The organism is Polaribacter butkevichii (assembly GCF_038024105.1).
Classification (GTDB): domain Bacteria; phylum Bacteroidota; class Bacteroidia; order Flavobacteriales; family Flavobacteriaceae; genus Polaribacter; species Polaribacter butkevichii.
Genome location: NZ_CP150661.1, coordinates 1,000,464 through 1,024,991, shown reverse-complemented (window position 1 = coordinate 1,024,991; position 24,528 = coordinate 1,000,464). Strand labels below are relative to the sequence as shown.

Below are 24,528 nucleotides of genomic sequence, written 5' to 3'. Positions count from 1 at the left end.
TTATTTTAGTTCTTTTCTAAATTATTGGCATTATCTTTGCAATTCAATAAACGTTGTTAGGAATGAATTTAACAACACAATATTTTTTTATTATGAATAAAGGTACCGTAAAATTTTTCAATGAATCTAAAGGATTTGGATTTATCACTGAAGAAGGAAACAACACAGAACATTTTGTACATGTGTCAGGATTAATCGATGAAATTCGTGAAAACGATGAAGTTGAATTTGACTTACAAGATGGAAGAAAAGGATTAAACGCAGTAAACGTAAGAGTATTATAATATATATTTATTACTAGTTAATTTTTTATCTAAAAGCCTATCAATATTGATAGGCTTTTTTTATTGTTTAATGTTTTTAATATCAGTCTTTTAGGGTAGGTTGATGTGTGTATCTATAAGAACACATACTTTTTAAGCTGTAAATTATTGTTTATTTTAAAGGATATAGAAAGTAAAACAACATTTAATTTTATTATTCAATTATTGGCATTACATTTGTAATACAATAAATGTTGTTAGTAATTAAATTAGCAACGCAATAATTTTTATAATGAATAAAGGTACCGTAAAATTTTTCAACGAATCTAAAGGATTTGGATTTATCACTGAAGAAGGATCAAACAAAGAACATTTTGTACATGTGTCAGGATTAATCGATGAAATTCGTGAAAACGATGAAGTTGAATTTGACTTACAAGATGGAAAAAAAGGATTAAACGCAGTAAACGTAAGAGTATTATAATATATATTTATTACTAGTTAATTTTTTAACAAAAAGCCTATCATGATTGATAGGCTTTTTTTATTTTAGAATTTTAAAAATGTATTTATGAGTGACGGAAAGCTAAGAAAAAACGTAAAAATAGGTTTAGGTGTAGAAGTAGTTCAAAAACACCATCAAAGAAGTGGCGAATTAACAGAAGGTGTTATAGCAAAAATTCTAACTAAATCTCAAAACCATCCGCATGGAATTAAAGTTCAGTTAGAATCTGGTATTGTAGGTAGGGTTAAAAATATTTTAGCGTAAACATCGTTTTAGTTTACAGGTATCTTAATTTCGTAAACCTTTCTACTCTTATTGTTTAGTTTGTTTTCTCTTAACCAAGGGTTATGAATTTTAAATTCTTTATAATTCATTCCGAATTTTTTAGCAAAATGAGTAATATTAGAAATGGCAGTATCTACTTTAATTGTTCTTGTTTCTGCTAACGTGTATAAATCTTCATTATCAAACACAAAACCATATTTTTTAGGATTAGAAATTACTTCTTTTAAAGCAATAATTCTAAAAACATATCTCTCTGTTTCATTAGGTAGTTTAGCATCATAATAATTATCTACTTCCTGGGTATCTAACCTTTTACTAACACCGTAGTTACCTGCATTGTAAGAAGCCGCAGCTAAGGTCCAAGAATTAAAACGTTCTTTAGATTTTATTAAATATTCGGCAGCAACTTTTGTAGATTTTTCTATATTATAACGTTCGTCTACATTGCTATTTATTTCTAAACCATACTCTTTTCCTGTAGCTTTCATAAAATGCCACATGCCTGCTGCTCCTGCAGAAGAAGTTTCGTCTATAAAAGCACTTTCTGCCAATGCTAAAAATTTAAAGTCGTCTGGTAAGCCATATTTTTTTAGTAAAGGCTCTAAAACAGGAAAATATTTATTTGCTCTTTTTATAAGTAATAACCCATTAGATTGCCAATACGTGTTTACCAACAATTCTCTTTCCATCCTTTCTCTAACATCAGGTATTTCTAAAGGCACTCTTTCTCCAGCAAGATTTAGGTTGGTTGGCAGTTTTAAGGCTTTTATTTTATATGTTTTAGCCGTACTTGTTTCTGGGTCTGTTTCATTTTTATTGATTGCATTAAAAAATAAAAAAGTGACTATTAAGATGCTTAATAATGAAAGTATACGGAAAGGTTTGTTCATAAGATTGTAATTTTTTGTTTTTAAAAATAAGAAAAGCCAGTGGGTTTAACAAGTTAAAGCTTCGTCAATAATTTTAGATAATTTTTTTGCTTTTGTAATAATCATAACATGGCTACCACCTTCAATTTTTATACAATTGTTAATGTTTTTTATAGGAAACACATGGTCATCGGTTCCATGAATATGAGTAATGTTTGGGTTTTGTTCTGTTTGTTCCCATTTAATAATAGTACCAATAGACCAGTTTAGGTAAAGTTTTGTTCTAACAGAAAGATATTTTTTATAAATATGGGCTCTCTTTTTTAACGATTTTCCTAAAAAATATTGAGCATAATCTTCAAAATTAGAAACAATTTTTGTTGGAAATAATTTGTAGGCTTTTGTAAATTTTGCAAATCTAAACCTTTTAGGAAGCTCTTCGTGATGCTTTACACTAGAAATAATAAAAACCTTTTTAGTGTTTAGATATTTACTCATTTCTTGTACTATAATTCCCCCAAAAGAAACACCTATTAAAACAGGGTTTTCTGCCTTAACTTCTTCGCTCATTCTCATGGCGTAATTAGCAATTGTTTCTTCTAGGGCAATTGGTGTTATCCATTCTAAGTAATGTAGTTCGTATTTATCTTTTGGTAATTCTAGGTTTTCAAATATTTCTGGACCCGCTGCTAAACCTGGTACCAAGTATATAGCAATCTTTTTCATGTCTTTTTTTTTTTTTTTAGCAATATTATATTTTATGCTGTCACTTTATTTTTTTCAAAATTAAATCTTACCAATCCATCTTCATCAATTTTAGTAAGAGTAATCGTATGTAGTGTATTTACTAATTTCGGATTCCAAGGTGTTTTAACTTTAACGTAGTTTTCTGTAAAACCGTGTATAAAACCTTCTTTATTTTCACTTTCAAATAATGCTGTAAGTGTATTACCTATTTGGCTTTCATAAAAAGAACGTCTTTTCTTTGCAGACAAACCACGTAACATTTTACTTCGTTTTGCACGTACTTTTTTTGGAACAACACCTTCAAAATTAACTGCTTCTGTATTTGGTCTTTCAGAGTAGGTAAAAACATGTAAATACGAAATATTCATTTCGTTTAAATAATTATAAGTTTCTAAAAATAACTCGTCTGTTTCACCAGGAAAACCAACAATAACATCTACACCAATACAGGCATTAGGCATTACTTCTTTAATTCTAGAAACTCTATTTGTATACGTATCAGTTAAATACCTGCGCTTCATTTTCTTTAATAAAGCATCACTACCAGATTGTAAAGGAATGTGAAAATGCGGAACAAAAGAAGTAGATTTAGATACAAATTCAATTGTTTCATCTTTTAATAAATTAGGTTCTATAGATGAAATTCGCAAACGATGGATGCCATCAACTTTATCTAATTCTTTTACCAATTCTAAAAAAGTATGTTCGTGTTTTTTATTGCCAAACTCACCTTTACCGTAATCACCAATATTAACACCGGTTAAAACAATCTCTTTAATTCCTTTTGATGAAATTTCTTTGGCATTTTCAATTACATTCTCTAAAGTATCACTTCTAGATATTCCACGTGCTAAAGGTATTGTACAATAAGTACATTTATAATCGCAACCATCTTGTACTTTTAAAAAAGCACGAGTTCTATCTCCAATAGAATAAGAACCCACATAAAAATCGGCATCAGAAATTTCGCAAGAGTGCACCTCGCCAACATTATTTTTAGTTAAATCATTTATATAACTTGTAACATTAAATTTTTCTGTGGCTCCTAAAACTAAATCTACACCATCTACAGCAGCTAATTCTTCTGGTTTTAATTGAGCATAACAACCAACGGCAATTAAAAAAGCATCATCATTTTTCTTTAAGGCATTTTTTACAATGCTTTTAAAGCGTTTATCTGCATTATCGGTAACAGAACAAGTGTTTATAACATAAACATCTGCGGCTTCTTCAAAATCCACACGTTTAAACCCTTCGCTTACAAAATTACGAGCAATAGTAGAAGTTTCTGAAAAATTTAACTTGCATCCTAAAGTATAAAAGGCTACTTTTTTTTCTGCATTCATTCTTGTATATTTAAGGACTGCAAATTTACAATATTATTGATGATTTTTAGAACAGAAAGGTTAATTGTTAGAAAGCTATTTTTAAGTGATTTAAAATTGTTTCATAAAATGCAAAGCAACCCTAATGTAATGAAGTTTGCCAAAGGTGATATTAAAACTTTAGAGGAACATTTTAAAGAATTAAAAGAACTAATTTGTAAATATAAACAGCCTAATAACGATTTTTGGATTTATGCAATTGAACAAAAAAAAGATCAAAAATTTATAGGAACTGTAGCTTTGGTAAAAGATAACTTAGATGATGAAATTGGTTATCGTTTTTTAGAAAAATATTGGAACTTAGGTTTTGGATCTGAAATTTGTAAAGGTTTAATTTCTTATTGTAAGCATCTAAAAAAGACCGAAATTATAGCTTATGTGGTTGATGAAAATTTAGCATCAGCAAAAATATTAGAAAAAAACAACTTTGTTATTGTTGATAAATTAAAGAATGATAAAAACCAAGCAGAAACAAAATATAGATTAAAATTATAGCCTTTAAATATAAAGTTGCCTTAAAATATTTTTTATATTGCTCTTTTGTTGCTATGAATAAAATTGAAAAAACAACTGTTTGTATTATTGGCGCAGGACCTTCTGGTACTGCCACTTCTATACAATTATCTAAGTTAAAAATTCCGCATTATATTATTGATAAATCTAATTTTCCGAGAGATAAAACTTGTGGAGATGGCTTAATTTTATACGCCTACAAGGCGATGAAAATTTTGGGAGACGATTTATTTGCTAGTTTTTTAAAACATCCAAAGTTTATACATAGCAAAAAAATTACGCTGCATTTAAACAATCGCTCTAAAATAGAATTTAAAGAAACGGATGATAGAGATATGATTATTTCGTATGCAAAACGTATCGATTTTGATCAATTTTTGGTAAGTCACTTATCAGAAACCTATGCCAACCAGCATTTTGGAAGCGGAGTTAAAGAAATTAGGGACGAAGCAGAGGGGGTTTTTATCAAATTAAAAAATGGCAAAGAAATCCTATCAAAATTTGTAGTTGGGGCAGATGGTGCCAAATCTATTGTTGCTAGTAAATTAGCTAATAATAAAATAGATAAAAAACATGCGTCAACTTTTGTAAGTGCTTATTTTAAAGATGTAATAGATTTGCCTATAGGTAACGCAGCAGAAGTACGTATGATTTATAAAAAAATGCTTTTATTTTTTTATGTTTTTCCTTTATCTGACGGACAAGTAAATATTAGTTTGGGAGGGCGTGCAGATCATATTAAAAAATATGGGGTCAATTTAGTTGATGAAATTCAAAATATTATAAAAAACCACAAAAAGGTAAAAAATAAATTTAAAAACGCTACCAAAATAGGTAATTGGAGAGGGTGGTCTATTCCGTTTCATTTTGGAAATCATAAAATAACTGGAGAACGATTTTTATTAGTAGGAGATGCTGCAGGTTTGGCAAATGCTTTTTACAAAGAAGGCATTGGTACTGGTATGATGTCTGGCATAATTGCAGCAAAAAATATAGAAAGATGTTTAAATAAGGATGGTTTTTCTGAAGCTTCATTAAAAAAATACGATGAAGATTTACAAAAAGAGTTTGGTAGACTTTTAAAATTTAGTCATTATGCTCTAAGAGCAGCAAAGTATAAAGGTTTCTTTTTAGCGATGGCTGGTTTGTTAAAGAAAAAGATAGAACAGAAAGTTCATCGAATTATAAAAAAAAGAAGTTACTAATAAACTTACCAATTAATTTTTGCAAGAACAGGAAAGTGGTCTGAGTATTTTTCTGAAAATGTAGAAAATTTATTAATTATAGCATCCTCATCTGTTAAAATAAAGTCTATTCGCATAGGAAACCAGTAGTTAAAAGATTTACCAAAACCTTTACCAGATTCTATAAAAGCATCTTTTTTGTTTTTTGATATTTGATGATATACCCAAGAATAACTGGTGTTATTAAAATCTCCACAAACTATTTTTTTTCCTTTCCATTGCTTTTCATGTGCTAAAAATTGTACAGTTTGTTCTGCCTGAGTTTTAAAAGAACTACTAATTCTCTCTATTAGTTTTTCAGAATTTTCTTGCCCAAAATTTTCTTCACCTGGTTTTATTCTTAAAGATTCTAAGTGAACATTATAAATTCTAATGGTGTCTTTTTCTTTTAAAATATCAGCAAAAATAATATTATTACCTACGCTTTTTAAATCTAAAGAACCAGAGTTTATAATCTTATATTTAGAATAAATAGCCATTCCGTATTTATTGCTTTTAGGTCGATATTTTATAAATTTATGAGGATAATTTAATTTGTTTTTTTTACTGTGATAATATTCTTGTACGGCAAGAACATCTGGGGCTTTAGAAGCTATAAATTTATAACCATCTGGCGTTTTAGATTCTTTCTTTTTATGAAACAAATCAAAGCTTTTTACATTATAACTCATCACTTTTAAATCGTTATTAAAAGAAGAATTATTACCGTAAATTTTATAAAAAGGAGTTGAAAAGATATAGCCAATTACTAATACAGAAATAGATAATAGAAATTGTTTTTTTAATTTAATTAACCAATAAACACCAAAAATGAGATTGATAATCATTAAAAAAGGAACAAAAAGACTTAAAACAGCAAAAACAGGAATTGTAGCAGGTGATATTAATTGAAGTATATAAGACAACAATAAAAGCGCTGCTAATATTGAGTTTATGATGTATAACATCTTATCTATGGGGGATAAATTTTTCATGTTATTTTCTTCCTTGTTTAAATAAAAACTCTTTCTCTGCTTTTGTTAATGTATCATACCCAGATTTACTAATTTTATCTAAAATATGGTCTATTTGTTGTTGGTTTAAGGAAGTTTTTTTTACTGAATTAGTTGTTTTTTTAGGTGATTTATATACCGTTTTTAGTGGTTTCTTTTTTACTGAAAATATAGACGATAATTGATCCCAAAGTTTTATTTCTTTGTTTGCTGCTTTTTTTACATATAAAAAACCGAATAATGCGCCTCCTAAATGTGCAAAATGGCCACCAGCATTTCCGCCAGATAAAGCTAAAATGTCTAAACCAACCCAAATTGCAGCAAAATGCCAAAGCTTTACAAAACCAATAAAGCGAACTTTTAATTGATAGTTAGGTATGTAGGTGGTTATTCCTATAAATATGGCGGAAATACCGGCAGAAGCACCAACTAACATTGATGATTGTCCTTGAAATAAAGGAAAATAATTAAGACTAACCATAAATAAGAGACCTCCAAAAAAGGTGCCTAATAAGTAAAAAGTTAATAGTTGTTTTTGAGTAAAATATTCTATAAACAAATTACCAATAAAATATAAAGTAACAAGGTTTAAAAGAATATGTAAAAAATCTGCATGTAAAAAACCATAAGTAAGAAGTGTCCAAGGTTTATATAGTAAAGTAGAAAAGTTATCATCTAAAGAAAACCACTCTACAACCCAATTAATTTGTCCTTTATATAAATCTTGAAAAACAGAAATAAGTAACGTAAATATAAATACAGCAATGTTAACGTAGATTAATTTTTCTACGATATTTCCGTTTTTGTAGCGTAATTTTATGTCGTCTATAAAACTCATTAACTAAATTTAAATTGATTTTTTTTCCAATACCAAGCAATGATAAAACCAATTAATGCACCTCCAACATGTGCAAAATGGGCAATGTTTCCAATAGAATATTTGGTCATACCAAAAAACAAATCACCTAAAATCATTACAGGAATAAAATATTTTGCGGCTATTGGTACAGGGAAAAATATCAGCGCTAATTTAGCATCTTTAAAATAGATACCAAAAGCAACTAACACACCATAAACTGCACCCGATGCACCTACAGCAGGTGTATGATATAAATTATAGAATTTAATCATTTCTTCATTTGATATAGCAATTCTTGGATCGTTATAACTACCTGCATTTAAAATATTTTGTATGTCGCTAGCCGAAAGACCAAAATTTATCAATTGGTCATAAATACCATTAAATTGATAGTAATTTGCCAAGGTATAGATTAATCCGGCACCTAATCCTGCAGAAAAATAGAAGAATATAAATTTATTTTTTCCCCACATTTGTTCTAAAGGTGTGCCAAAAGCCCATAAACCATACATGTTAAATAAAATATGGCTAAAACTACCATGCATAAACATATGCGTAACGTATTGCCAAATGCCAAAATGTTTGTTTTCTGGAAAATGCAACGCTAAAACATTTGTAAAATCTAACTTTAAAAGTTGTGGCGCAACAAAAATAATAACGTTAATTATGATTAAATGTTTTATAGCACCTGTAATTTTATTATTCATTTTTAACTGTTAAATAGATTGTCTATTTCGTTTAATGTTAGTGTTTTAAAAACGGGTTTTCCAAAAGGAGATACATCAGGTTCTTTGCACGAAAATAAATCATTAACCAAACCTTCTTGTTCTCTTTCAGAAAGCTGTGTGCCTGTTTTTATAGATAATGTTTTAGCAAATGATTTTGCCATTACATCAAAATGACTAAAACTAGCGTCTGGTACTTCTAAATCGATATCATTTAATAATTCTTCTAATATAATCGTTATTTTGCTTTCTGTTACAGAAACGGGTATTCCTTTTATGGTAACGCTATCTTTTGTAAATTCATCAAAAGAAAAACCAGCATTTTCTAATTCGTTTTTAATTGTATAAATCATTTCTATCTCTGCGGATGAGTATGAAATTTTAACAGGAAACAATAATTGCTGACTGTTAGCTTCTTTTACAGTAATGCTTTCTAAAAACTCTTCGTACAAAATACGCTGATGCGCTAAAGATTGGTTGATTAAAACCACGCCAGATTTTATTGAACTTAGTAAATATTTACGCTGAATTTGAAATGTTTTTTGCGTTTTTATTTCTTGCTGATTGTCAAATAATTCCGATTGCTTTTCCTCCTCTGTAATTTCTATAGAAGAAGTGTATAGGGATTCCCAACTTTCTGTTTGAGGTTCTTTTTTAAACGGTGTATGAACCTGTTTTGTAGCTTCTTCTTTAAACGGATTAAAATCTGGATCAACAGAAATTCTAGGCGTTTTTGCTGATGTAGTTTTTGTGTTTAAATGATAAGGCGTATCTAAGTTAGCATCTCTATTAAAATCTAAAAGAGGCGCTACATTATACTGGCCTAAACTGTGCTTTACAGTGGCTCTTAACATGGCATACAACGCTTTTTCATTATCAAACTTTATCTCTGTTTTTGTAGGATGAATGTTAATGTCTATAGTATTTGCAGGTACTGTTAAGTATAAAAAATAGGAGGGATGCGAACCCTGTTCTAGTAAGCCATCAAAGGCATTTACTACAGCATGATTTAAGTACGAACTTTTTATAAAACGATCATTTACAAAAAAGAATTGTTCTCCTCTTTTTCTTTTAGAGAATTCTGGTTTTGCAACAAAACCTTCTATACCAACAATGTCTGTTTGTTCATTTATGGGAACTAATTTTTCATTCATTTTAGTTCCGAAAACACTTACAATACGTTTTCTTAAATTACTACCTTTTAAATGGTATACCTCATTGTTATTATGATGCATTAAAAAAGCTATGTTTGGGTGTGCCAATGCAACTCTTTGAAATTCATCTACAATATGACGGGTTTCTACAGTATCAGATTTTAAAAAGTTTCTTCTAGCAGGAATGTTGTAAAATAAGTTTTTTACAGCAATACTTGTTCCTTTGCTTGTAGAAACAAAATCTTGAGACACAATTTTACTGCCTTCAATTTTTATAGACGTACCAAGCTCTTCGTTGTCTTGTTTTGTTTTTAACTCTACATGTGCAATGGCAGCAATAGACGCTAATGCTTCTCCTCTAAAACCTTTGGTGCAAAGATTAAATAAATCTTCTGCTTTTTGTATTTTAGAAGTTGCATGACGCTCAAAACACAATCTTGCATCTGTAGCGCTCATTCCTTTACCGTCATCAATTACTTGAATTAACGTTTTACCGGCGTCTTTTAATAAAAGTTTTATGTTGGTTGCACCAGCATCAATTGCGTTTTCTAATAACTCTTTTACTACAGAAGCTGGTCGTTGAACGACTTCTCCTGCAGCAATTTGGTTAGCAACATGATCTGGTAATAGTTGAATAATATCAGACATTAATTTCTCTTGAAAATAGATAAATCGAAATCTATGATGTATAAAAAGATAAGTACTAAAATTGCAATGATGATAAAAAGTGTTCTATTTACCCCTTTATCTGAGTTTTTTAAATCTTCAATTGCATCACCAAATTTAGCTTTAATTCCTTTGTTTTTACCCGCAGTTTTTCTAAATTGATCTAATTTATGTTCAATTTTATAAGGACTTCCTTCTCCTTTATAATAACGGGGTTGGTAATCGAATTTGTTATGTGTACGTTTTAAGAATCCCATAGTATTAGAGTTATTGGTTTATAATGATTTAGAAAAAAATCAACAATTGTACCAAAGGTATAAGCAAATCAAATTTACAGAATTATACTTAATCCCTCAAATAAACCTGTTAAAAGTATTCTTAAAATCTACTATTGTATTTTTTAAAATAATATTGGTATAAAAATTACAGTGAATTTTAAAATACCAATATCTCTATAAAATTTTAAAAAAAATTGAAGCAAAGTAGCTCCAATTAATAGCCTATACTTTCTGTATTGGTATCAATATTTTTAAGAGCAGCCATTTTTATGGCAGCCACAGCACATTCTGTACCTTTGTTACCTAATTTACCTCCAGATCTGTCTAAAGATTGTTGTTTTGTGTTGTCTGTTAACACACAAAATATTACAGGTACATCGTATTTTACATTTAAATCTACTATACCTTGGGTAACACCTTCGCAAACAAAATCGAAATGTTTTGTTTCTCCTTGTATTACATTTCCAATAGCAATAATAGCATCAACTTGTTGTGATGCAATCATTTTTTTACAACCATAAACCAATTCAAAACTTCCTGGAACATTCCAAGAAATAATGTTTTCTTTAGTTGCACCGCAATCTAATAAAGTTTCAATTGCACCTTTTTGTAAATTCTCTGTAATCTCTGGATTCCATTCAGAAACAACAATCCCAAATCGAAAAGATTTCGCATTTGGGATTGTTGCTTTATCGTAAACTGATAAATTAGTTGTAGCCATGTTTTTTGTATTCAGTCTGTAGTATTCAGTGTGCAGTCAGTAATTTACTGCCAACCGCTACTGTTTTACTGCAAGCTATTTTAGTTAGCGTATTTAGCTGCTGCTATATATTTTTCTATATCTCTACCTTGATCAGAGTTAGAGTAGTTTTCTTTAATTTTTGTGAATAATGTTTCTGCTTTACCAAAATCTTTTAATTCCATAGCAGTTTGTCCTGCTTTAAATAAATATAAAGGTGATGTAAAATCATTATCTTTTTTATTAGCGGCTTTTTCATAATAGTCTAAAGCATCGTCTAATTGATTGATGTCTGCAAAAGCATCTCCAATTGCACCTATAGAAACAGGGCCCAACATTTCATCGTCAGAATTAAATTTACTTAAAAATTCAATTGCTTTGTCATATTTTTTCATTTGTAAGTAAGAAACACCAGCGTAATAGTTTGCTAAATTACCAGCATCTGTACCACTAAATGAATCTGCGATGTCTAAGAAACCGTATTTTCCATCTGCACCTTCTAAACCTAAAGTTAATAAAGAGTCTATTCCAGAACCAGCTGTTGCTGCTTCATCAAAATATTTTCTAGGAAAAGCTAACTCGTTAGAAGCTTCTAATTCATTTGGTTGTACTACATATTTATGATATCCTAAGTATCCTAAAAATATTACAACAACTGCTATTAATGCAAAAAACAAAGGTTTGTTATTTTTTTCAATCCATTGTTCTGATTTAGAGGCTGTTTCGTCTAATGTATTTAAGACTCCTGCTGTTTCAAATTCAGATTCATCAACTTGATTTTCTTCTTTTTTACCTTCTGCTTTATATTTCTTCTTGTATGTAGCCATGTTTTCCTTAAAAATTAGTGGCGACAAAAATAGTTTTTTTAATTGGATTTTAAAAGCGGATAATTCGCTAAATTTTCAATAATTTGCAAAACGTTTTCAATATCAAATTCTATTCATGTATTTACAGAAAATTTCTTTGCTTAATTTTAAAAATATAGAGTCGCAATCTTTTGATTTTCAGAAGAAAATAAATTGTTTTGTGGGTAATAATGGTATTGGAAAAACCAATGTGTTAGATGCTATTTATTACTTATCTTTTACAAAAAGTTACTTTAATGCTGTCGCTGTTCAGAATATTAGGCACGGAGAAGGGTTTTTTATGATAGAAGGAGATTACCTTTTAAATGATAGAAACGAAAAAATAGTATGCAGTCTTAAAAAAGGTCAAAAGAAGGTTTTAAAAAGAAATGGAAAAAGTTACGAGAAGTTTTCTGAACACATCGGTCAGTTACCTTTGGTTATTATTTCGCCTGCGGATAGAGATTTGGTTACCGAAGGAAGTGATACGAGAAGAAAATTTATTGATGGTGTTATTTCTCAACAAAACAAAACCTATTTAAAAGATTTATTGTCTTATAATAAGGTGCTTTCTCAAAGAAATGCATTGTTAAAATATTTTGCAGCTAATAGAACTTTTGATGCTTTAAATTTAAGTGTTTATGATGAGCAACTTTCTGAATTTGGTACTCGAATTTATGAGGTTAGAAAACAGTTTTTAGAAGAATTTATACCTATATTTAATGAAAAATATCAAATAATTTCTGGGGATAAAGAACTTGTTAATTTAGCTTATAAAAGTCAGTTGCATGATTTTGAAATGAAAGACTTATTGCAAAAATCTTTGGTAAAAGATAAGATTATACAGTATACAACATCGGGAATACATAAAGATGATTTGAGTTTTGATATTGGAGAATATCCTATTAAAAAGTTTGGGTCTCAAGGACAGCAAAAATCGTATTTAATTGCATTAAAATTGGCGCAGTTTGAGTTTATCAAACAACAATCTAAAGTGATTCCTATCTTATTATTAGATGATATTTTTGATAAATTAGATGAAAATAGGGTGTCTCAAATTATAGATTTGGTAAATAATGATGAATTTGGACAAATATTTATAACAGACACTCATTTTGAAAGAACAGAAAATATATTAAAACAAGGAAGTAAAGAATATCAGATTTTTAAGTTATAATGTCATTACGAGTAAAAGTGACGAAGTAATCTGTTAATAAATATCCAATATCCATAATAATGGCAAAAAGAGAAAACGATTCATTTTCAGTAAAAGATTTAATGCAATTTTTTATCAAGGAAAACAACTTGAGTAAGGGAATGCAAAAAATAAAGATAGAAGAAACTTGGAATAAAATGATGGGACCCGGAGTTGCTACTCATACAACTTCTGTGAAATTGCAAAATAAAACCTTGGTAGTTAACTTAAATTCTTCTGTTTTAAGAGAAGAGTTAAGTTATGGTAAAGATAAAATTGTAAAAATGATGAATGAAGAAATAGGTGATGATCTGATTTCTAAAGTGGTGTTGATGTAATTAAAATAAATAAGAATGTGAATAAATTTATAGTTAGTCTTTTTATATTATTATCCCCTTTATTTGGTTTTTCTCAAAGAGCTAAACTTTATAAAGATTTACCAGCTAAATCTTATTATGAAAATGGTAATTTAAGAGTTACAAGAAGTTTTAAGTCTGGAAAACTTTTAGGTTATAAAACTTTTTATAAAAGTGGTGCTTTAAGGTCTAACTACGTATTTAACGCTAAAGGGTATCATGATAGTATTGCTAATTTTTATTTTCCTAACGGTAAGGTTAAAACGGTTTGGAAGTATAAAAATGATAAAGTAAAAAAACGTGTTGATTATACTTTAGAAGGAGAAGTTGTTAAAGGTAAAAAAGCATATAAAAAAATAGGAATATGTAATGCTATTTTACCTTATGGAAAGGATAACTTAACATGGACCTTTAGAAGAGGTAAATTAAACTCTGGACTTGGTTTCTATGATGAATCTTTAGAGGATTTTAATTTTATTCTTTCTAAATTAAGTCCAAATAAAATAAGGTTTTCTGCAGAAAGAAGTATATACCATAGTTTAGCCATAGCTTATACCGCTATTGAAGATTATGAAAAAGCATTAATGTATAATTATAAGGCTTTAGCTATAGATGGAAATAATCAGGCTGTTTTAAATAACTTAGGTTGGTTATTATTAAAGATTAAAGAGTATGATTTAGCTTTAGAGTATTTAAATAAATGTCATGAAATTAACCCAAATAATTATTATGCCTTTTTTAATAAAGCGAAGCTTTACTTAGAAACAAGAGATTATGCGAAGGCTTTATATTTTATTGAAAAAACGATAGCAGATAAAAGAAGTCATAAGTTATTAGAAAAAGACATTTCGGTAGAAAAAACTATTTGGGCAACAAGAGGTGAAATATATCATAAATTAGGAAGAGCAGAAGAAGCTATTAAAGATTTACAAAAAGCATTGGAAGAAAATGAGGTTAATTCGTACGCTTATAGATGTTTAGCTTTAGTTTACATAGGGGGTAATCAATTGAATAAAGCTTGTAATGCCTTGTCTAAAGCCAAAGAACATAAGTACGATAAAACTTATAATACAAATGAAGTAGAAGGTTTGCGAAAGGAATATTGTTTATCAGAATAGTATAAGAACAAAAAAACTCACAACGAAAGTTGTGAGTTTTTTAAAATATAATTTTTCTAAGATTTTTGATAAACCCTTAAAATTGCTCTCTTCCAGAAAAGTGAAAGTTTCCTTCGATTTCTGCATTTTCATCAGAATCAGAACCATGTACAGCATTTTCTCCCATAGAAGTAGCATACATTTTTCTAATAGTTCCTTCAGCAGCATCCGCAGGATTTGTAGCACCAATTAAAGTTCTAAAATCTTCTACAGCATTTTCTTTTTCTAAGATTGCAGCTACAATTGGTCCACGTGTCATAAACTCAACTAGTTCTCCAAAAAACGGACGCTCATTATGCACTGCATAAAAAGTCTCAGCATCAGCTTTTGTCATTTGAGTTTTTTTAAGAGCTACGATTCTAAATCCTGCAGCATTAATTTTTTCTAATATAGCGCCAGTATGTCCGTTTTCTACAGCATCTGGTTTAAGCATTGTAAATGTTCTGTTTGTTGCCATTTTATTTTTTAAAATTTTGGCAAAAGTACATTTTTTAATGTAAACTACAAGTTATGCTTAAATTAGTAACATTTCTTGTTCTTAATTTAGTACTTCTATGATTTCATAACCCTTTTTTAATTTATTTATTATTTTAGAAATAAATATACCTGTTGTGCATTTAGACCTTTTAAACTCTAAAATGTCTGTTCGAGTGATTTTTAGGTATTAAAAATTGTATCGAGAACAATTAAATAACTTAAAACATGTATTCTGATAAAAATATTAAAAAGAACACTTTATTTTTAATATTTTATCAGAAACTATTTTCTGTGTTTTTTGTTTTCTGATAAAAAAAAGTACTTAATAATTGGTGTAAAAAAGCTTGATTTTATAGCCGTATTTAAAGCTTAAATGTTTAAGTTTAACAGAAATGTAAGACAAAATTTATTTTGAACAATGTTATTAAATTGTATATTCGCCACTTATGATTTTAAAAGGATTTGAAGACTTAAAAAGTTTTCTTGATCAATCAAGAAATATTGTAATTGTTGGGCATAGAAACCCAGATGGAGATGCTATGGGGAGTACCTTGGCATTAAAACATTATTTAGATAAAAAAGGACATCAAGCAACGGTTGTGGTACCTAATGAGTATCCAGAGTTTTTACATTGGTTACCAGGTTCAGAAACAACATATCGTTTCGATTGGCAAAATAGTCAGTCTCAAAAAGCAATAAATGCTTCAGACATTATTTTTTTATTAGACTTTAATGCTTTGCATAGAGTAGGTTCTGACATGCAGAAAACGTTAGAAAAATACCCAAACGATTTTGCAATGATAGACCATCATCAACAACCAGATGATGTAAAATACATGTATTCTGATGTGACTATTTGTTCTACATGCCAAATGGTGTATCAATTTATAGAATTAAATAACGATTTAGATTTAATTGATGCAGATATTGCTACTTGTTTGTATACAGGTATAATGACAGATACAGGCTCTTTTCGTTTTAGATCTACCACAAGCACAACCCATAGAATTATAGCTTCTTTAATTGATAAAGGTGCCCAAAATGATAAAATACACAATAATGTGTATGATGCGAATTCTTATAATAGATTATTGCTATTAGGACAAGCGTTAAGTAATTTACAAATTCTACCAACTTACAAAACAGCTTATATTACATTAACGTCCGAAGAAAAAAAGCGTTTCGATTTTCAAAAAGGAGATACCGAAGGTGTTGTAAACTATGCACTTTCTTTAAAAGGAATTATTTTTGCCGCAATTTTTATTGAAGATACAGAACAAGGAATTATAAAAATTTCTTTTAGATCTAAAGGTAACTTTTCTGTAAATCAATTTTCTAGAAATCATTTTTCTGGAGGAGGACATGATAATGCTGCCGGAGGAAGGTCTGACGTTTCATTAGAAGAAACAGTAACAAAATTTGTTACTTTATTACCACAATATCAAAAAGAATTAGAAGTTTCATATGAAAATTAAAATTTTAATTTTTACCAGTCTTTTGTGTTTAGCTTGTTCTAAAAAAGCAGAACCAAGAAGACCTATTATGGTAAAACCTTCTACCACTGTTTTAAAGGAAACCATTAATCAGTCTATTAGGTTAAATAAAATTGAGGAAGAAAAAATTTTATCGGTAATTAGAAAAGATTCTACAAACACGTATAAAGTTTCTCCCAATGGTTTTTGGTATACCTATATCAATAAAATAGAAGAAAATCTTCCAACTCCTAAAGCAGGAAACACTGTAACTTTATCATATAATATAACAGACTTACAGGATACTGTAATTTACAGTAAAAAAGAATTGGGTTTAAAACAGTACAAAGTAGATAAAGAAGATTTTATTTCTGCACTTCAAACAGGAATAAAGTTGATGAAAATAGGAGAAACCATTACATTTGTCATTCCGTCATACAATGCTTTTGGGCTTTCTGGCGATGGTAATAAAATAGGAATTAATCAATCAATAAAAAGTACAGTAACATTAATCAATATAAATAATTAAAAATGAAAGTAATAAAAAGTGTTTTAGCAATTGCAGTTGTAGCATCTATGGTTTCTTGTGGTAACCAAGTAAAAGAAGTAAAATCGTTAGAAACAGAAATAGATTCTGTTAGTTATGCTATTGGTTTAACAATGTCTAGTCAATTAAAACAAGGTTTTAAAGAAGTTAATGAAGATGTTTTAACACAAGCTATTAGAAACGGATTAGATTCAACTAACTTATTAATTGATATTAAAGATATTCAGAAAGTAATAAGCCCATATTTTCAAAAGAAACAAGCTGAACAAATGAAAGAGCAGCAAGAAAAAATGGCTAAAGAAGCAGAGGCTAAGTTTGGAGAAAACAAAAAAGCAGGAATAGCTTTTTTAGAAGAAAACAAAACTAAAGAAGGTGTTGTTACTACAGATAGTGGTTTACAATATATTATCTTAAAAGAAGGTAAAGGAGATAAACCAGCAGGACCAACTGCTAAAGTTAAAGTTCATTACCATGGTACTACTATAGATGGTAAAGTTTTTGATAGCTCTGTTGATAGAGGAACTCCAGCTGAATTTGGTTTAAATCAAGTAATTAAAGGTTGGACAGAAGGTGTACAATTAATGAAGGTAGGTTCTAAATACAAATTCTTTATTCCTCAAGAATTAGCTTATGGAGCACAAGAAAAAGGAGCTGATATTAAGCCATTTTCTACATTAATTTTTGAAGTAGAATTATTAGAAATTAAATAAGAATACCATTGATGAAGAATTTAAAATACTTAATTGCATTTGTTGTTTTATTAACAGCATGTAAAACTACACCAGAAAAGTACAAAGAACTTAAAGATGGTGTTTATGCTGAAATTTTAACCAATAAAGGAGAAGTTTTAGTAGAATTATATGCAGAAAACGTACCAATGACAGTTGCAAATTTTGTTTCTCTTGTAGAAGGAACAAATAGTAAGTTGGTAGATTCTTTAAAAGGGAAAGACTTTTATGAAGGTGTTATTTTTCATAGAGTTGTAGATAATTTTGTAATTCAAGGTGGTGGCTTTACAGCAAATGGTAGAAAAGATGCAGGTTATGTTTTTGGTGATGAATTTCCAAAGAGTGAAGATGGAAATTTAATGTATAGACATAATGATAAAGGTATTCTTTCTATGGCAAATGCAGGACCAACTACTAATAACACTCAGTTTTTTATAACACACAAAGCAATACCTCATTTAGATGGTAAACATACCGTATTTGGTAAAACTGTTATAAATTCTGTTCAGTTAAAAGAATTAAAAAGTAAAATTAAAGATTCTTTACAGTTAAAAAAAGCAATAGACTCTACAAGAATGGCTGTTGTAAATAGTATTGTACAAAAAGATACTATTTTAACTGTAAAGATTATTAAACTAGGAGCTAAAGCCAATAACTTTAACGCTGCAAATGTTTTTGACGCTGAATTGGTAAAATTTGAAAATTCAGAAAAAGATCATAAAAAAGCAGAAGAGGAAGTTGAAAAAGCTAGATATGCGAATTATTTGGTTGAAAAAGCTGCCTTTTTAGCTAAAATGGATGAGGCCAAAGCTGTAAAAACATCTTCTGGACTTCGAATATTAAAGTTAAAGAAAACTTCAGGTAAAAAAATAGTTGATAATAAACCATTGTCTATTCATTACACGTTGTATACGGCAGACGGTAAAAAAATTCAATCTACTTCAGATACTAATGCAGCTCCTTTTGTGTGTCAGTTAGATGATGCTCAAAGACCTATGATTGCTGGTTTTAAAGAAGGTGTTTTAACCATGAATGAAGGAGAAAAGGTACGTTTATTTATTCCATACTATTTAGGGTATGGAGAAGAAAAATACGGTCCTTTTCCTGCAAAATCAGATTTAGTTTTTGAAATTGAAGTATTAAAAATTGGAAAATAATTTGTTAGAAAGCATTATACATTTTGATAAGAATTTATTAGTTTTTCTAAACAATTTAGGAAGTGAACAATGGGACCCATTTTGGTTGGTAATTACCAATCAACTTTATTGGAGCCCATTGTTCCTTTTTATTTTTTATTTAACAATTAAAGCTTTTGGTTGGAAACGTGGTGGTGTTATGATACTTTCCATGATTTTATTGGTGGCATTTTCAGATCAATTTACAAACCTTATAAAAAATTCGGTACAACGTTTACGTCCTAATAACGATCCAGAAATAAAACACTTATTAAGAACGCTCATTAACCCTCAGAGTTATAGTTTTATGTCTGGTCACGCAACAACATCTACATTCTTTTCTGTATTTGTAGTATTGCTTTTAAGAGATAAATACAAATACATTTATTTTGTTTTATTTTGGCCCTTAATTTTTGCTTATAGTAGATTGTATTTAGGCGTACATTTTCCTATTGATATTTCTGTAGGAATTATTGTAGGAGTTACTTTTGCAAATATCTATTACTTCTTTTTTAAGAAGGTAGACAAGAAACTATTTATCCAGTAGATTAAAAAGTTAACTTTCTTAAATTAAAATTAAGGTTTGTTCTTAATTCTCAAACTAATTAAATAAAGCCAAATTACCTTTAGTATTAATAATTCAGCTTTATTTAAAGTTGGTTTTTTAATCAACAGAAAACAATATTATTGTTTCTTCTTTTTATTATTTAAGTATAAATATTTTGTAGAGTGATAATAGGCAGATAATAAACTATCCATCTTCTTTGAAATTAATGGATGTTCATTCTGAATATCTTTTACCTCTTTAGTATTTAAATTATACAAACCAGTTGTTTTACTAATATTGGTTTTAGAGTAATATAAGCTATCTTGAATTAAACCAACAGTAGGTTCTCCTTTACTTTTAAGATAAACAAAAGAAGCCGTATTTTTAGGAAGAGAATCTAGTAAATTATTACCAAGTGTATAATTTGTATGATTTACTTTAGCCAAACTAGCAATGGTTGGAAACAAATCTATTAATTTTCCATTCTTAGTCATTGTACCTGTTTTAACAAAGTTAGGTGCATTTATAAAGAAAGGTACATGTTGTAATTGAATATTTAAATCATATTCTTTGGTAAAATTTTCGGTTCGTTTCATAGCCGTGTTATGATCGCCAAAAAAAGCGAAAATAGTATTATCATAATAGCCAGAATTTTTAGCTCTTTCTAAAAATTTACCAATATTAAAATCTAAATATCTTAATGCATTTAACTGTGCTACAGATTTAAAACCAGACTTTTCTAACAAAGCATCGCTAACCTCATTTTCATTTAAAGGCTTATAGCTTTCTTGTTCATCTGGTACCGTAAAAGGCATGTGGTTAGAGGCCGTTTGTATATATGCTATAAAAGGTTTGTTTTCTTTAGATAATTTTTCTAATTCTTTATTAGATTCTTTAAATAATTCATAATCATCTATTCCCCAAACATCAGCTCTTTTTTCTGTTTTGTAGCTGCCTTCTTCAAATATTTTTAAGCCTTTTATATTCGATTGAAAAACACTTCTAATATTTGCCCAATTGGCACTTCCGCCTAAAAAATATAATTTTTCATAACCTTTAAATTGATCAAAAATTATACGCTGATCCTGAATTAATGGGTTTCTAGAAGCGGTTCTAACACCATCTATATCTGGTAAGCCAGTAACACTTGCAAAAACACTAGGTGCTGTTCCTGATTTATGAACATAGAAGTTAGAAAAAACCAAACTTTTTTTAATAATAGAATCCATTTTTGGAGTACTATGAATTGGATTTCCAAAATAACTCATTGGTTTAACGCCAACAGATTCCATCATTACAATAACTACATTTGGTTTTTTAGTATAAGTAGAATCAAAAACAACCTTTCTTTCAAAAGAAACTTTATCTTTAGGTAGGTTTAAATAATTAGCCATTACAGGATAATAATTTTTAAAACTTTTTAGATCTATTCCTTCATTACGATAAGCAAAACTATCAAAAAAGTATAAAACAGGATTTAGGGCAAATTGATTTACCTCGTTCTTTTTAGAAAAAAAAGCCTGACTCCATCGTAAAGGGTAGTGAGTTAAGCTGTTGTAGATTCCGTAAGATAAAAGTAAAACAGTACCAATAAAATAGAATGTTTTAATTTTTTTAGAAAGTGTGTTTGTTTGATTTGTATAAGCGTTATAAATAAATTTAGATAATTTATAAATAATAAAACAAAGCAATAACAATCCTAGAAGGCCTTTATAAATAGGGTAACTCTCAACTAAAACCTGGCTAGATATTTTTAAATTACTAAGAAAACGTAAAGAAGAAGCATCTAAACGGATGCTTAAATAATCATAATAGCCAAAATCAAAAAGGAAAAATAGTGTTAATATTAAATAACATAAAATTAAATATAGGTTGGCAATTTTTTTATAAATTTTCTTTTTAAAAAATTGATAATTAACAATCAATATTAAAGCAGCTAAAGGGAAAAAAGTAATTACAGCCAACTTTAAATCGAAACGAATACCAAGCCAAAAAGCTTTTTGAATTTCAGAAGAAGAAACTTCGTCTAATTGAGCGAAAAACTGATAAAAAAGGATTCTAAAAATAAGGATATATAGAAATAAAAATAAAACATTTGTAAAAATGTATTTGATATAATTAGGTATTTTCTGTAGCATTATTAATGATTAAGACTACAAAGGTATTTATTTTAAAATTGTTAAAAATATTTTTTCGTTTTTAAAATGAAAAAGGATAATAAAAACTAGATTTTAAGTAAATTTGCAGCTAACAAACCTAGAGAAGAACATGAAAATATCATACAATTGGTTGCAACAATTTTTACAGGTAGATTGGGAACCTATTAAAACAGGAGAATTGTTAACCGATTTAGGATTAGAGGTGGAAGGAATTGAAACCAAAGAATCGATTAAAGGAAGTTTAAAAGGAATTGTTGTAGGTAAAGTATTAACTTGTATACAACACCCCAATGCAGATAGACTAAAAGTAACTACAGTAGATTTAGGATCTGGAGGGCCAGTACAAATTGTTTGTGGTGCCCCAAATGTAGCAGCAGGACAAAAAGTACCTGTAGCCACAATTGGAACTACTTTATATGACGATAAAGGTGATGGTTTTAAAATTAAAAAAGGTAAAATTAGAGGAGAAGAAAGTCATGGAATGATTTGTGCCGAAGACGAATTAGGTTTAGGTAAAGGCCATGATGGAATTTTAGTTTTAGATAAAAAATTAAAAGTTGGAACTCCGGCTGCAGAAGTTTTTAAAATAGAAACAGATTATATTTTCGAAATTGGGTTAACACCTAATAGATCTGATGCTATGAGCCATTTTGGTGTAGCAAGAGATTTACGTGCAGGATTAATTCAAAAAGATATTAAATTAGAATTGATATCGCCTTCTGTAAGTAATTTTCATGTAGACGAAAGAACTTTGCGTTTAGATGTAGAAGTAGAAAATAAAGAATTAGTTCCTCGCTATTGCGGTATTACCATTACAGATGTAGAGGTTAAAGATTCGCCAGAATGGATACAAAATAGATTAAAAGCTATTGGTATTACGCCTAAAAATAATATTGTAGATATTACAAATTATGTATTGCACGAACTTGGGCAACCTTTACATGCATTTGATGCTCAGAAAATAAAAGGAAATAAAATTTTGGTAAAAACCTTAGAGCAAGGTACAAAGTTTACCACTTTAGATGAGGTAGAAAGAGAATTGTCATCAGAAGATATTATGATTTGTGATGCAGACTCTAACCCACTTTGTATAGCAGGTGTTTTTGGTGGTTTAAAATCTGGTGTTACAAATAATACTACCTCAATATTTTTAGAAAGTGCTTACTTTAATCCTGTCAGCGTTCGTAAAACGGCTAAAAGACATGGTTTAAATACAGATGCATCTTTCCGTTTTGAACGTGGTATCGATATTAATACTACAGAGTATGCTTTAAAAAGAGCCGCTTTGTTAATCGAAGAATATGCAGGTGGTAAATTAGCGTCGGATATTTCTGATTTTTATCCTTTAAAAATTCAAGATTTTCAGGTGTTTTTGTCTTATGAACATGTATATAGATTAATAGGGCAGGAGATTCCTAAAGAAACCATAAAAAATATTTTAGCTTCTTTAGAAATTAAAATAAACAGTGAAACTAATGGAGGTTTAGGATTAACAATTCCTTCGTATAGAACAGACGTGCAACGTGAAGCAGATATTATTGAAGAGATCTTAAGAGTTTATGGATACAATAATATTGAGTTTTCTCACAAATTAAATACATCAATTTCTTTTGATTCTAATAAAGAAACGAAGATAGAAAATGTTATTGCAAATCAATTGAGTGCATTAGGTTTTAATGAAACCATGGCCAATTCTTTAACAAAACCAGAATATGTGGAGTTGTCAGAGAATATTAATGAAGAAGCTAATGTAGCGATGTTAAATCCGTTAAGTAACGATTTAAAAGTATTACGTCAGTCTTTATTATTTAGTGGTTTAGAATCGGTAGCTTATAATATCAATAGAAAAAATAATTCTTTACAGTTTTATGAATTTGGTAAAACATATCATAAATACGGAGAAAAATATGAAGAGAACAAGCACTTAACGCTTTTTGTTACCGGAAACAGAACAAAAGAAAGTTGGAGTGTTGCTAACAAAACTTCTGATTTCTTTTATGTAAAAGGAATTATAACATCTGTATTAAGTAGATTAGGTATTGATAAATTAAAGTCTTCACCAACCAAACAAGATATTTTTTCTGAAGGAATTTCTTTAGGATTAGGAAAAATAAAATTAGTAGAATTTGGAGTGGTTAAAGGCGCTGTTTTAAAAGAATTTGGAATTAAACAAGAGGTTTTATTTGCTGATTTTAATTGGGATGCTATTTTAACTTTAGTAGGAAATAAGAAAATTAAAGTAATTGAAAACCCTAAGTTTCCTGCTGTAAAACGTGATTTAGCTTTATTATTAGACACTAAAGTAGCGTTTAATGAGGTTTATAATTTGGCTTTTCAATCTGAAAGAAAGCTATTAAAAGAGGTAGATTTATTTGATGTTTATGAAGGTGATAAATTACCTGAAGGCAAAAAATCGTATGCAGTGAGTTTCTTACTACAAGATGAAACAAAAACGTTAGCAGACAAACAAATTGATAAAATAATGCAAAAACTACAGCAATCTTTCGAAAAGAATTTAGATGCTGTTTTAAGATAATTATAAGGTATTCTTTAAATATAGTGTAATAAAAAAACCATCTCATTTTGAGATGGTTTTTTTATTAATTAATTCAAATTTATGCATAAAAACAGTATATCAAGTTGTTT

General features: G+C 28.8%; 26 protein-coding genes. 14 read left to right on the top strand and 12 right to left on the bottom strand.

Features of this window, described 5'->3' with window-relative positions; genetic code table 11:
• Positions 1-92 precede the first annotated feature (92 nt).
• From WG951_RS04125 to WG951_RS04115, 3 genes are all read left to right on the top strand, one after another.
• Positions 93-284, top strand: a complete 192-nt coding sequence (locus tag WG951_RS04125; protein WP_105049386.1) for a cold-shock protein — start codon at positions 93-95, stop codon at positions 282-284.
• A 271-nt stretch (positions 285-555) separates the two neighbouring features.
• Positions 556-747 carry a cold-shock protein gene (locus tag WG951_RS04120; RefSeq protein WP_018943662.1) on the top strand — a complete coding sequence of 64 codons (192 nt, stop codon included), beginning with the start codon at positions 556-558 and terminating at the stop codon, positions 745-747.
• Positions 748-834: 87 nt separating this feature from the next.
• Positions 835-1,032 (top strand): YwbE family protein, encoded by a 198-nt coding sequence (locus WG951_RS04115; RefSeq protein WP_105048932.1) that lies wholly within the window; start codon positions 835-837, stop codon positions 1,030-1,032.
• An 8-nt stretch (positions 1,033-1,040) separates the two neighbouring features.
• Here WG951_RS04115 and WG951_RS04110 read toward each other — a convergent pair whose 3' ends face one another.
• From WG951_RS04110 to mtaB, 3 genes are read right to left on the bottom strand one after another with little or no spacing between them, the layout of a single operon-like run.
• The gene (locus WG951_RS04110) at positions 1,041-1,943 is read right to left on the bottom strand and encodes a lytic transglycosylase domain-containing protein (protein WP_105048931.1); all 903 of its coding nucleotides are present in this window, start codon (positions 1,941-1,943) and stop codon (positions 1,041-1,043) included.
• A gap of 45 nt (positions 1,944-1,988) precedes the next feature.
• Entirely contained in the window at positions 1,989-2,648 is a 660-nt protein-coding gene (locus tag WG951_RS04105; protein WP_105048930.1) for an alpha/beta hydrolase, read from the bottom strand.
• 32 nt (positions 2,649-2,680) lie between these two features.
• On the bottom strand, positions 2,681-4,015 hold the full coding sequence (mtaB, locus tag WG951_RS04100) for a tRNA (N(6)-L-threonylcarbamoyladenosine(37)-C(2))-methylthiotransferase MtaB (protein WP_105048929.1): 1,335 nt from the start codon (positions 4,013-4,015) through the stop codon (positions 2,681-2,683).
• A gap of 39 nt (positions 4,016-4,054) precedes the next feature.
• Between mtaB and WG951_RS04095 the strand changes: the two genes are divergently transcribed.
• Both WG951_RS04095 and WG951_RS04090 read left to right on the top strand, forming a co-directional pair.
• The gene (locus tag WG951_RS04095; RefSeq protein WP_105048928.1) at positions 4,055-4,549 is read left to right on the top strand and encodes a GNAT family N-acetyltransferase; all 495 of its coding nucleotides are present in this window, start codon (positions 4,055-4,057) and stop codon (positions 4,547-4,549) included.
• A gap of 53 nt (positions 4,550-4,602) precedes the next feature.
• Complete coding sequence (locus WG951_RS04090; protein ID WP_105048927.1) at positions 4,603-5,772, top strand: NAD(P)/FAD-dependent oxidoreductase; 1,170 nt, start codon at positions 4,603-4,605, stop codon at positions 5,770-5,772.
• A 5-nt stretch (positions 5,773-5,777) separates the two neighbouring features.
• On the opposite strand, the gene WG951_RS04085 is transcribed toward WG951_RS04090, so the two are convergent.
• The 7 genes from WG951_RS04085 to WG951_RS04055 all read right to left on the bottom strand — a co-directional run bounded on the left by WG951_RS04085 (position 5,778) and on the right by WG951_RS04055 (position 12,078).
• Positions 5,778-6,785 carry an endonuclease/exonuclease/phosphatase family protein gene (locus WG951_RS04085; RefSeq protein ID WP_105048926.1) on the bottom strand — a complete coding sequence of 336 codons (1,008 nt, stop codon included), beginning with the start codon at positions 6,783-6,785 and terminating at the stop codon, positions 5,778-5,780.
• A 1-nt stretch (position 6,786) separates the two neighbouring features.
• Positions 6,787-7,641 carry a rhomboid family intramembrane serine protease gene (locus tag WG951_RS04080; protein WP_105048925.1) on the bottom strand — a complete coding sequence of 285 codons (855 nt, stop codon included), beginning with the start codon at positions 7,639-7,641 and terminating at the stop codon, positions 6,787-6,789.
• Positions 7,641-8,369: a rhomboid family intramembrane serine protease gene (locus WG951_RS04075; RefSeq protein WP_105048924.1), complete on the bottom strand. Its 729-nt coding sequence runs from the start codon at positions 8,367-8,369 to the stop codon at positions 7,641-7,643. Before WG951_RS04075 ends, WG951_RS04080 begins: the two co-directional genes overlap by 1 nt.
• A 2-nt stretch (positions 8,370-8,371) precedes the next feature.
• A complete protein-coding gene (gene mutL, locus WG951_RS04070) occupies positions 8,372-10,189 on the bottom strand; it encodes a DNA mismatch repair endonuclease MutL (RefSeq protein WP_105048923.1) in 1,818 nt (605 codons plus the stop codon).
• Positions 10,189-10,464, bottom strand: a complete 276-nt coding sequence (locus WG951_RS04065) for a riboflavin synthase subunit beta (RefSeq protein ID WP_105048922.1) — start codon at positions 10,462-10,464, stop codon at positions 10,189-10,191. The genes mutL and WG951_RS04065 overlap by 1 nt, the downstream gene beginning before the upstream one ends.
• Positions 10,465-10,699: 235 nt before the next feature.
• Entirely contained in the window at positions 10,700-11,206 is a 507-nt protein-coding gene (gene ribH, locus WG951_RS04060) for a 6,7-dimethyl-8-ribityllumazine synthase (RefSeq protein WP_105048921.1), read from the bottom strand.
• 80 nt (positions 11,207-11,286) lie between these two features.
• Complete coding sequence (locus WG951_RS04055; protein WP_317044721.1) at positions 11,287-12,078, bottom strand: tetratricopeptide repeat protein; 792 nt, start codon at positions 12,076-12,078, stop codon at positions 11,287-11,289.
• Between the two features lie 88 nt (positions 12,079-12,166).
• On the opposite strand from WG951_RS04055, the gene recF reads away from it, so the two are divergent.
• From recF to WG951_RS04040, 3 genes are read left to right on the top strand one after another with little or no spacing between them, the layout of a single operon-like run.
• On the top strand, positions 12,167-13,246 hold the full coding sequence (gene recF / locus WG951_RS04050; protein ID WP_105048919.1) for a DNA replication/repair protein RecF: 1,080 nt from the start codon (positions 12,167-12,169) through the stop codon (positions 13,244-13,246).
• A 59-nt stretch (positions 13,247-13,305) separates the two neighbouring features.
• Entirely contained in the window at positions 13,306-13,602 is a 297-nt protein-coding gene (locus WG951_RS04045) for a DUF721 domain-containing protein (RefSeq protein WP_105048918.1), read from the top strand.
• 17 nt (positions 13,603-13,619) lie between these two features.
• Positions 13,620-14,738: a tetratricopeptide repeat protein gene (locus WG951_RS04040; RefSeq protein ID WP_105048917.1), complete on the top strand. Its 1,119-nt coding sequence runs from the start codon at positions 13,620-13,622 to the stop codon at positions 14,736-14,738.
• 76 nt (positions 14,739-14,814) lie between these two features.
• Here the strand turns inward: WG951_RS04040 and WG951_RS04035 are convergent, their stop codons facing one another.
• Positions 14,815-15,234, bottom strand: a complete 420-nt coding sequence (locus WG951_RS04035; protein WP_105048916.1) for a nucleoside-diphosphate kinase — start codon at positions 15,232-15,234, stop codon at positions 14,815-14,817.
• A 466-nt stretch (positions 15,235-15,700) separates the two neighbouring features.
• On the opposite strand from WG951_RS04035, the gene WG951_RS04030 reads away from it, so the two are divergent.
• From WG951_RS04030 to WG951_RS04010, 5 genes are read left to right on the top strand one after another with little or no spacing between them, the layout of a single operon-like run.
• Positions 15,701-16,729: a DHH family phosphoesterase gene (locus WG951_RS04030; protein WP_105048915.1), complete on the top strand. Its 1,029-nt coding sequence runs from the start codon at positions 15,701-15,703 to the stop codon at positions 16,727-16,729.
• Positions 16,719-17,255 carry a gliding motility-associated peptidyl-prolyl isomerase GldI gene (gene gldI / locus WG951_RS04025; protein ID WP_105048914.1) on the top strand — a complete coding sequence of 179 codons (537 nt, stop codon included), beginning with the start codon at positions 16,719-16,721 and terminating at the stop codon, positions 17,253-17,255. The genes WG951_RS04030 and gldI overlap by 11 nt, the downstream gene beginning before the upstream one ends.
• Before the next feature lie 2 nt (positions 17,256-17,257).
• Positions 17,258-17,983, top strand: coding sequence for an FKBP-type peptidyl-prolyl cis-trans isomerase (locus tag WG951_RS04020; protein ID WP_105048913.1), 726 nt, complete (start codon positions 17,258-17,260; stop codon positions 17,981-17,983).
• A gap of 11 nt (positions 17,984-17,994) precedes the next feature.
• Positions 17,995-19,158: a peptidylprolyl isomerase gene (locus tag WG951_RS04015; RefSeq protein WP_105048912.1), complete on the top strand. Its 1,164-nt coding sequence runs from the start codon at positions 17,995-17,997 to the stop codon at positions 19,156-19,158.
• Positions 19,148-19,723 (top strand): phosphatase PAP2 family protein, encoded by a 576-nt coding sequence (locus tag WG951_RS04010; protein ID WP_105048911.1) that lies wholly within the window; start codon positions 19,148-19,150, stop codon positions 19,721-19,723. Before WG951_RS04015 ends, WG951_RS04010 begins: the two co-directional genes overlap by 11 nt.
• A 137-nt stretch (positions 19,724-19,860) precedes the next feature.
• On the opposite strand, the gene WG951_RS04005 is transcribed toward WG951_RS04010, so the two are convergent.
• On the bottom strand, positions 19,861-21,861 hold the full coding sequence (locus WG951_RS04005; protein WP_105048910.1) for an LTA synthase family protein: 2,001 nt from the start codon (positions 21,859-21,861) through the stop codon (positions 19,861-19,863).
• A gap of 130 nt (positions 21,862-21,991) precedes the next feature.
• On the opposite strand from WG951_RS04005, the gene pheT reads away from it, so the two are divergent.
• The gene (gene pheT / locus WG951_RS04000; protein ID WP_105048909.1) at positions 21,992-24,418 is read left to right on the top strand and encodes a phenylalanine--tRNA ligase subunit beta; all 2,427 of its coding nucleotides are present in this window, start codon (positions 21,992-21,994) and stop codon (positions 24,416-24,418) included.
• The last annotated feature ends 110 nt before the right edge of the window (positions 24,419-24,528 follow it).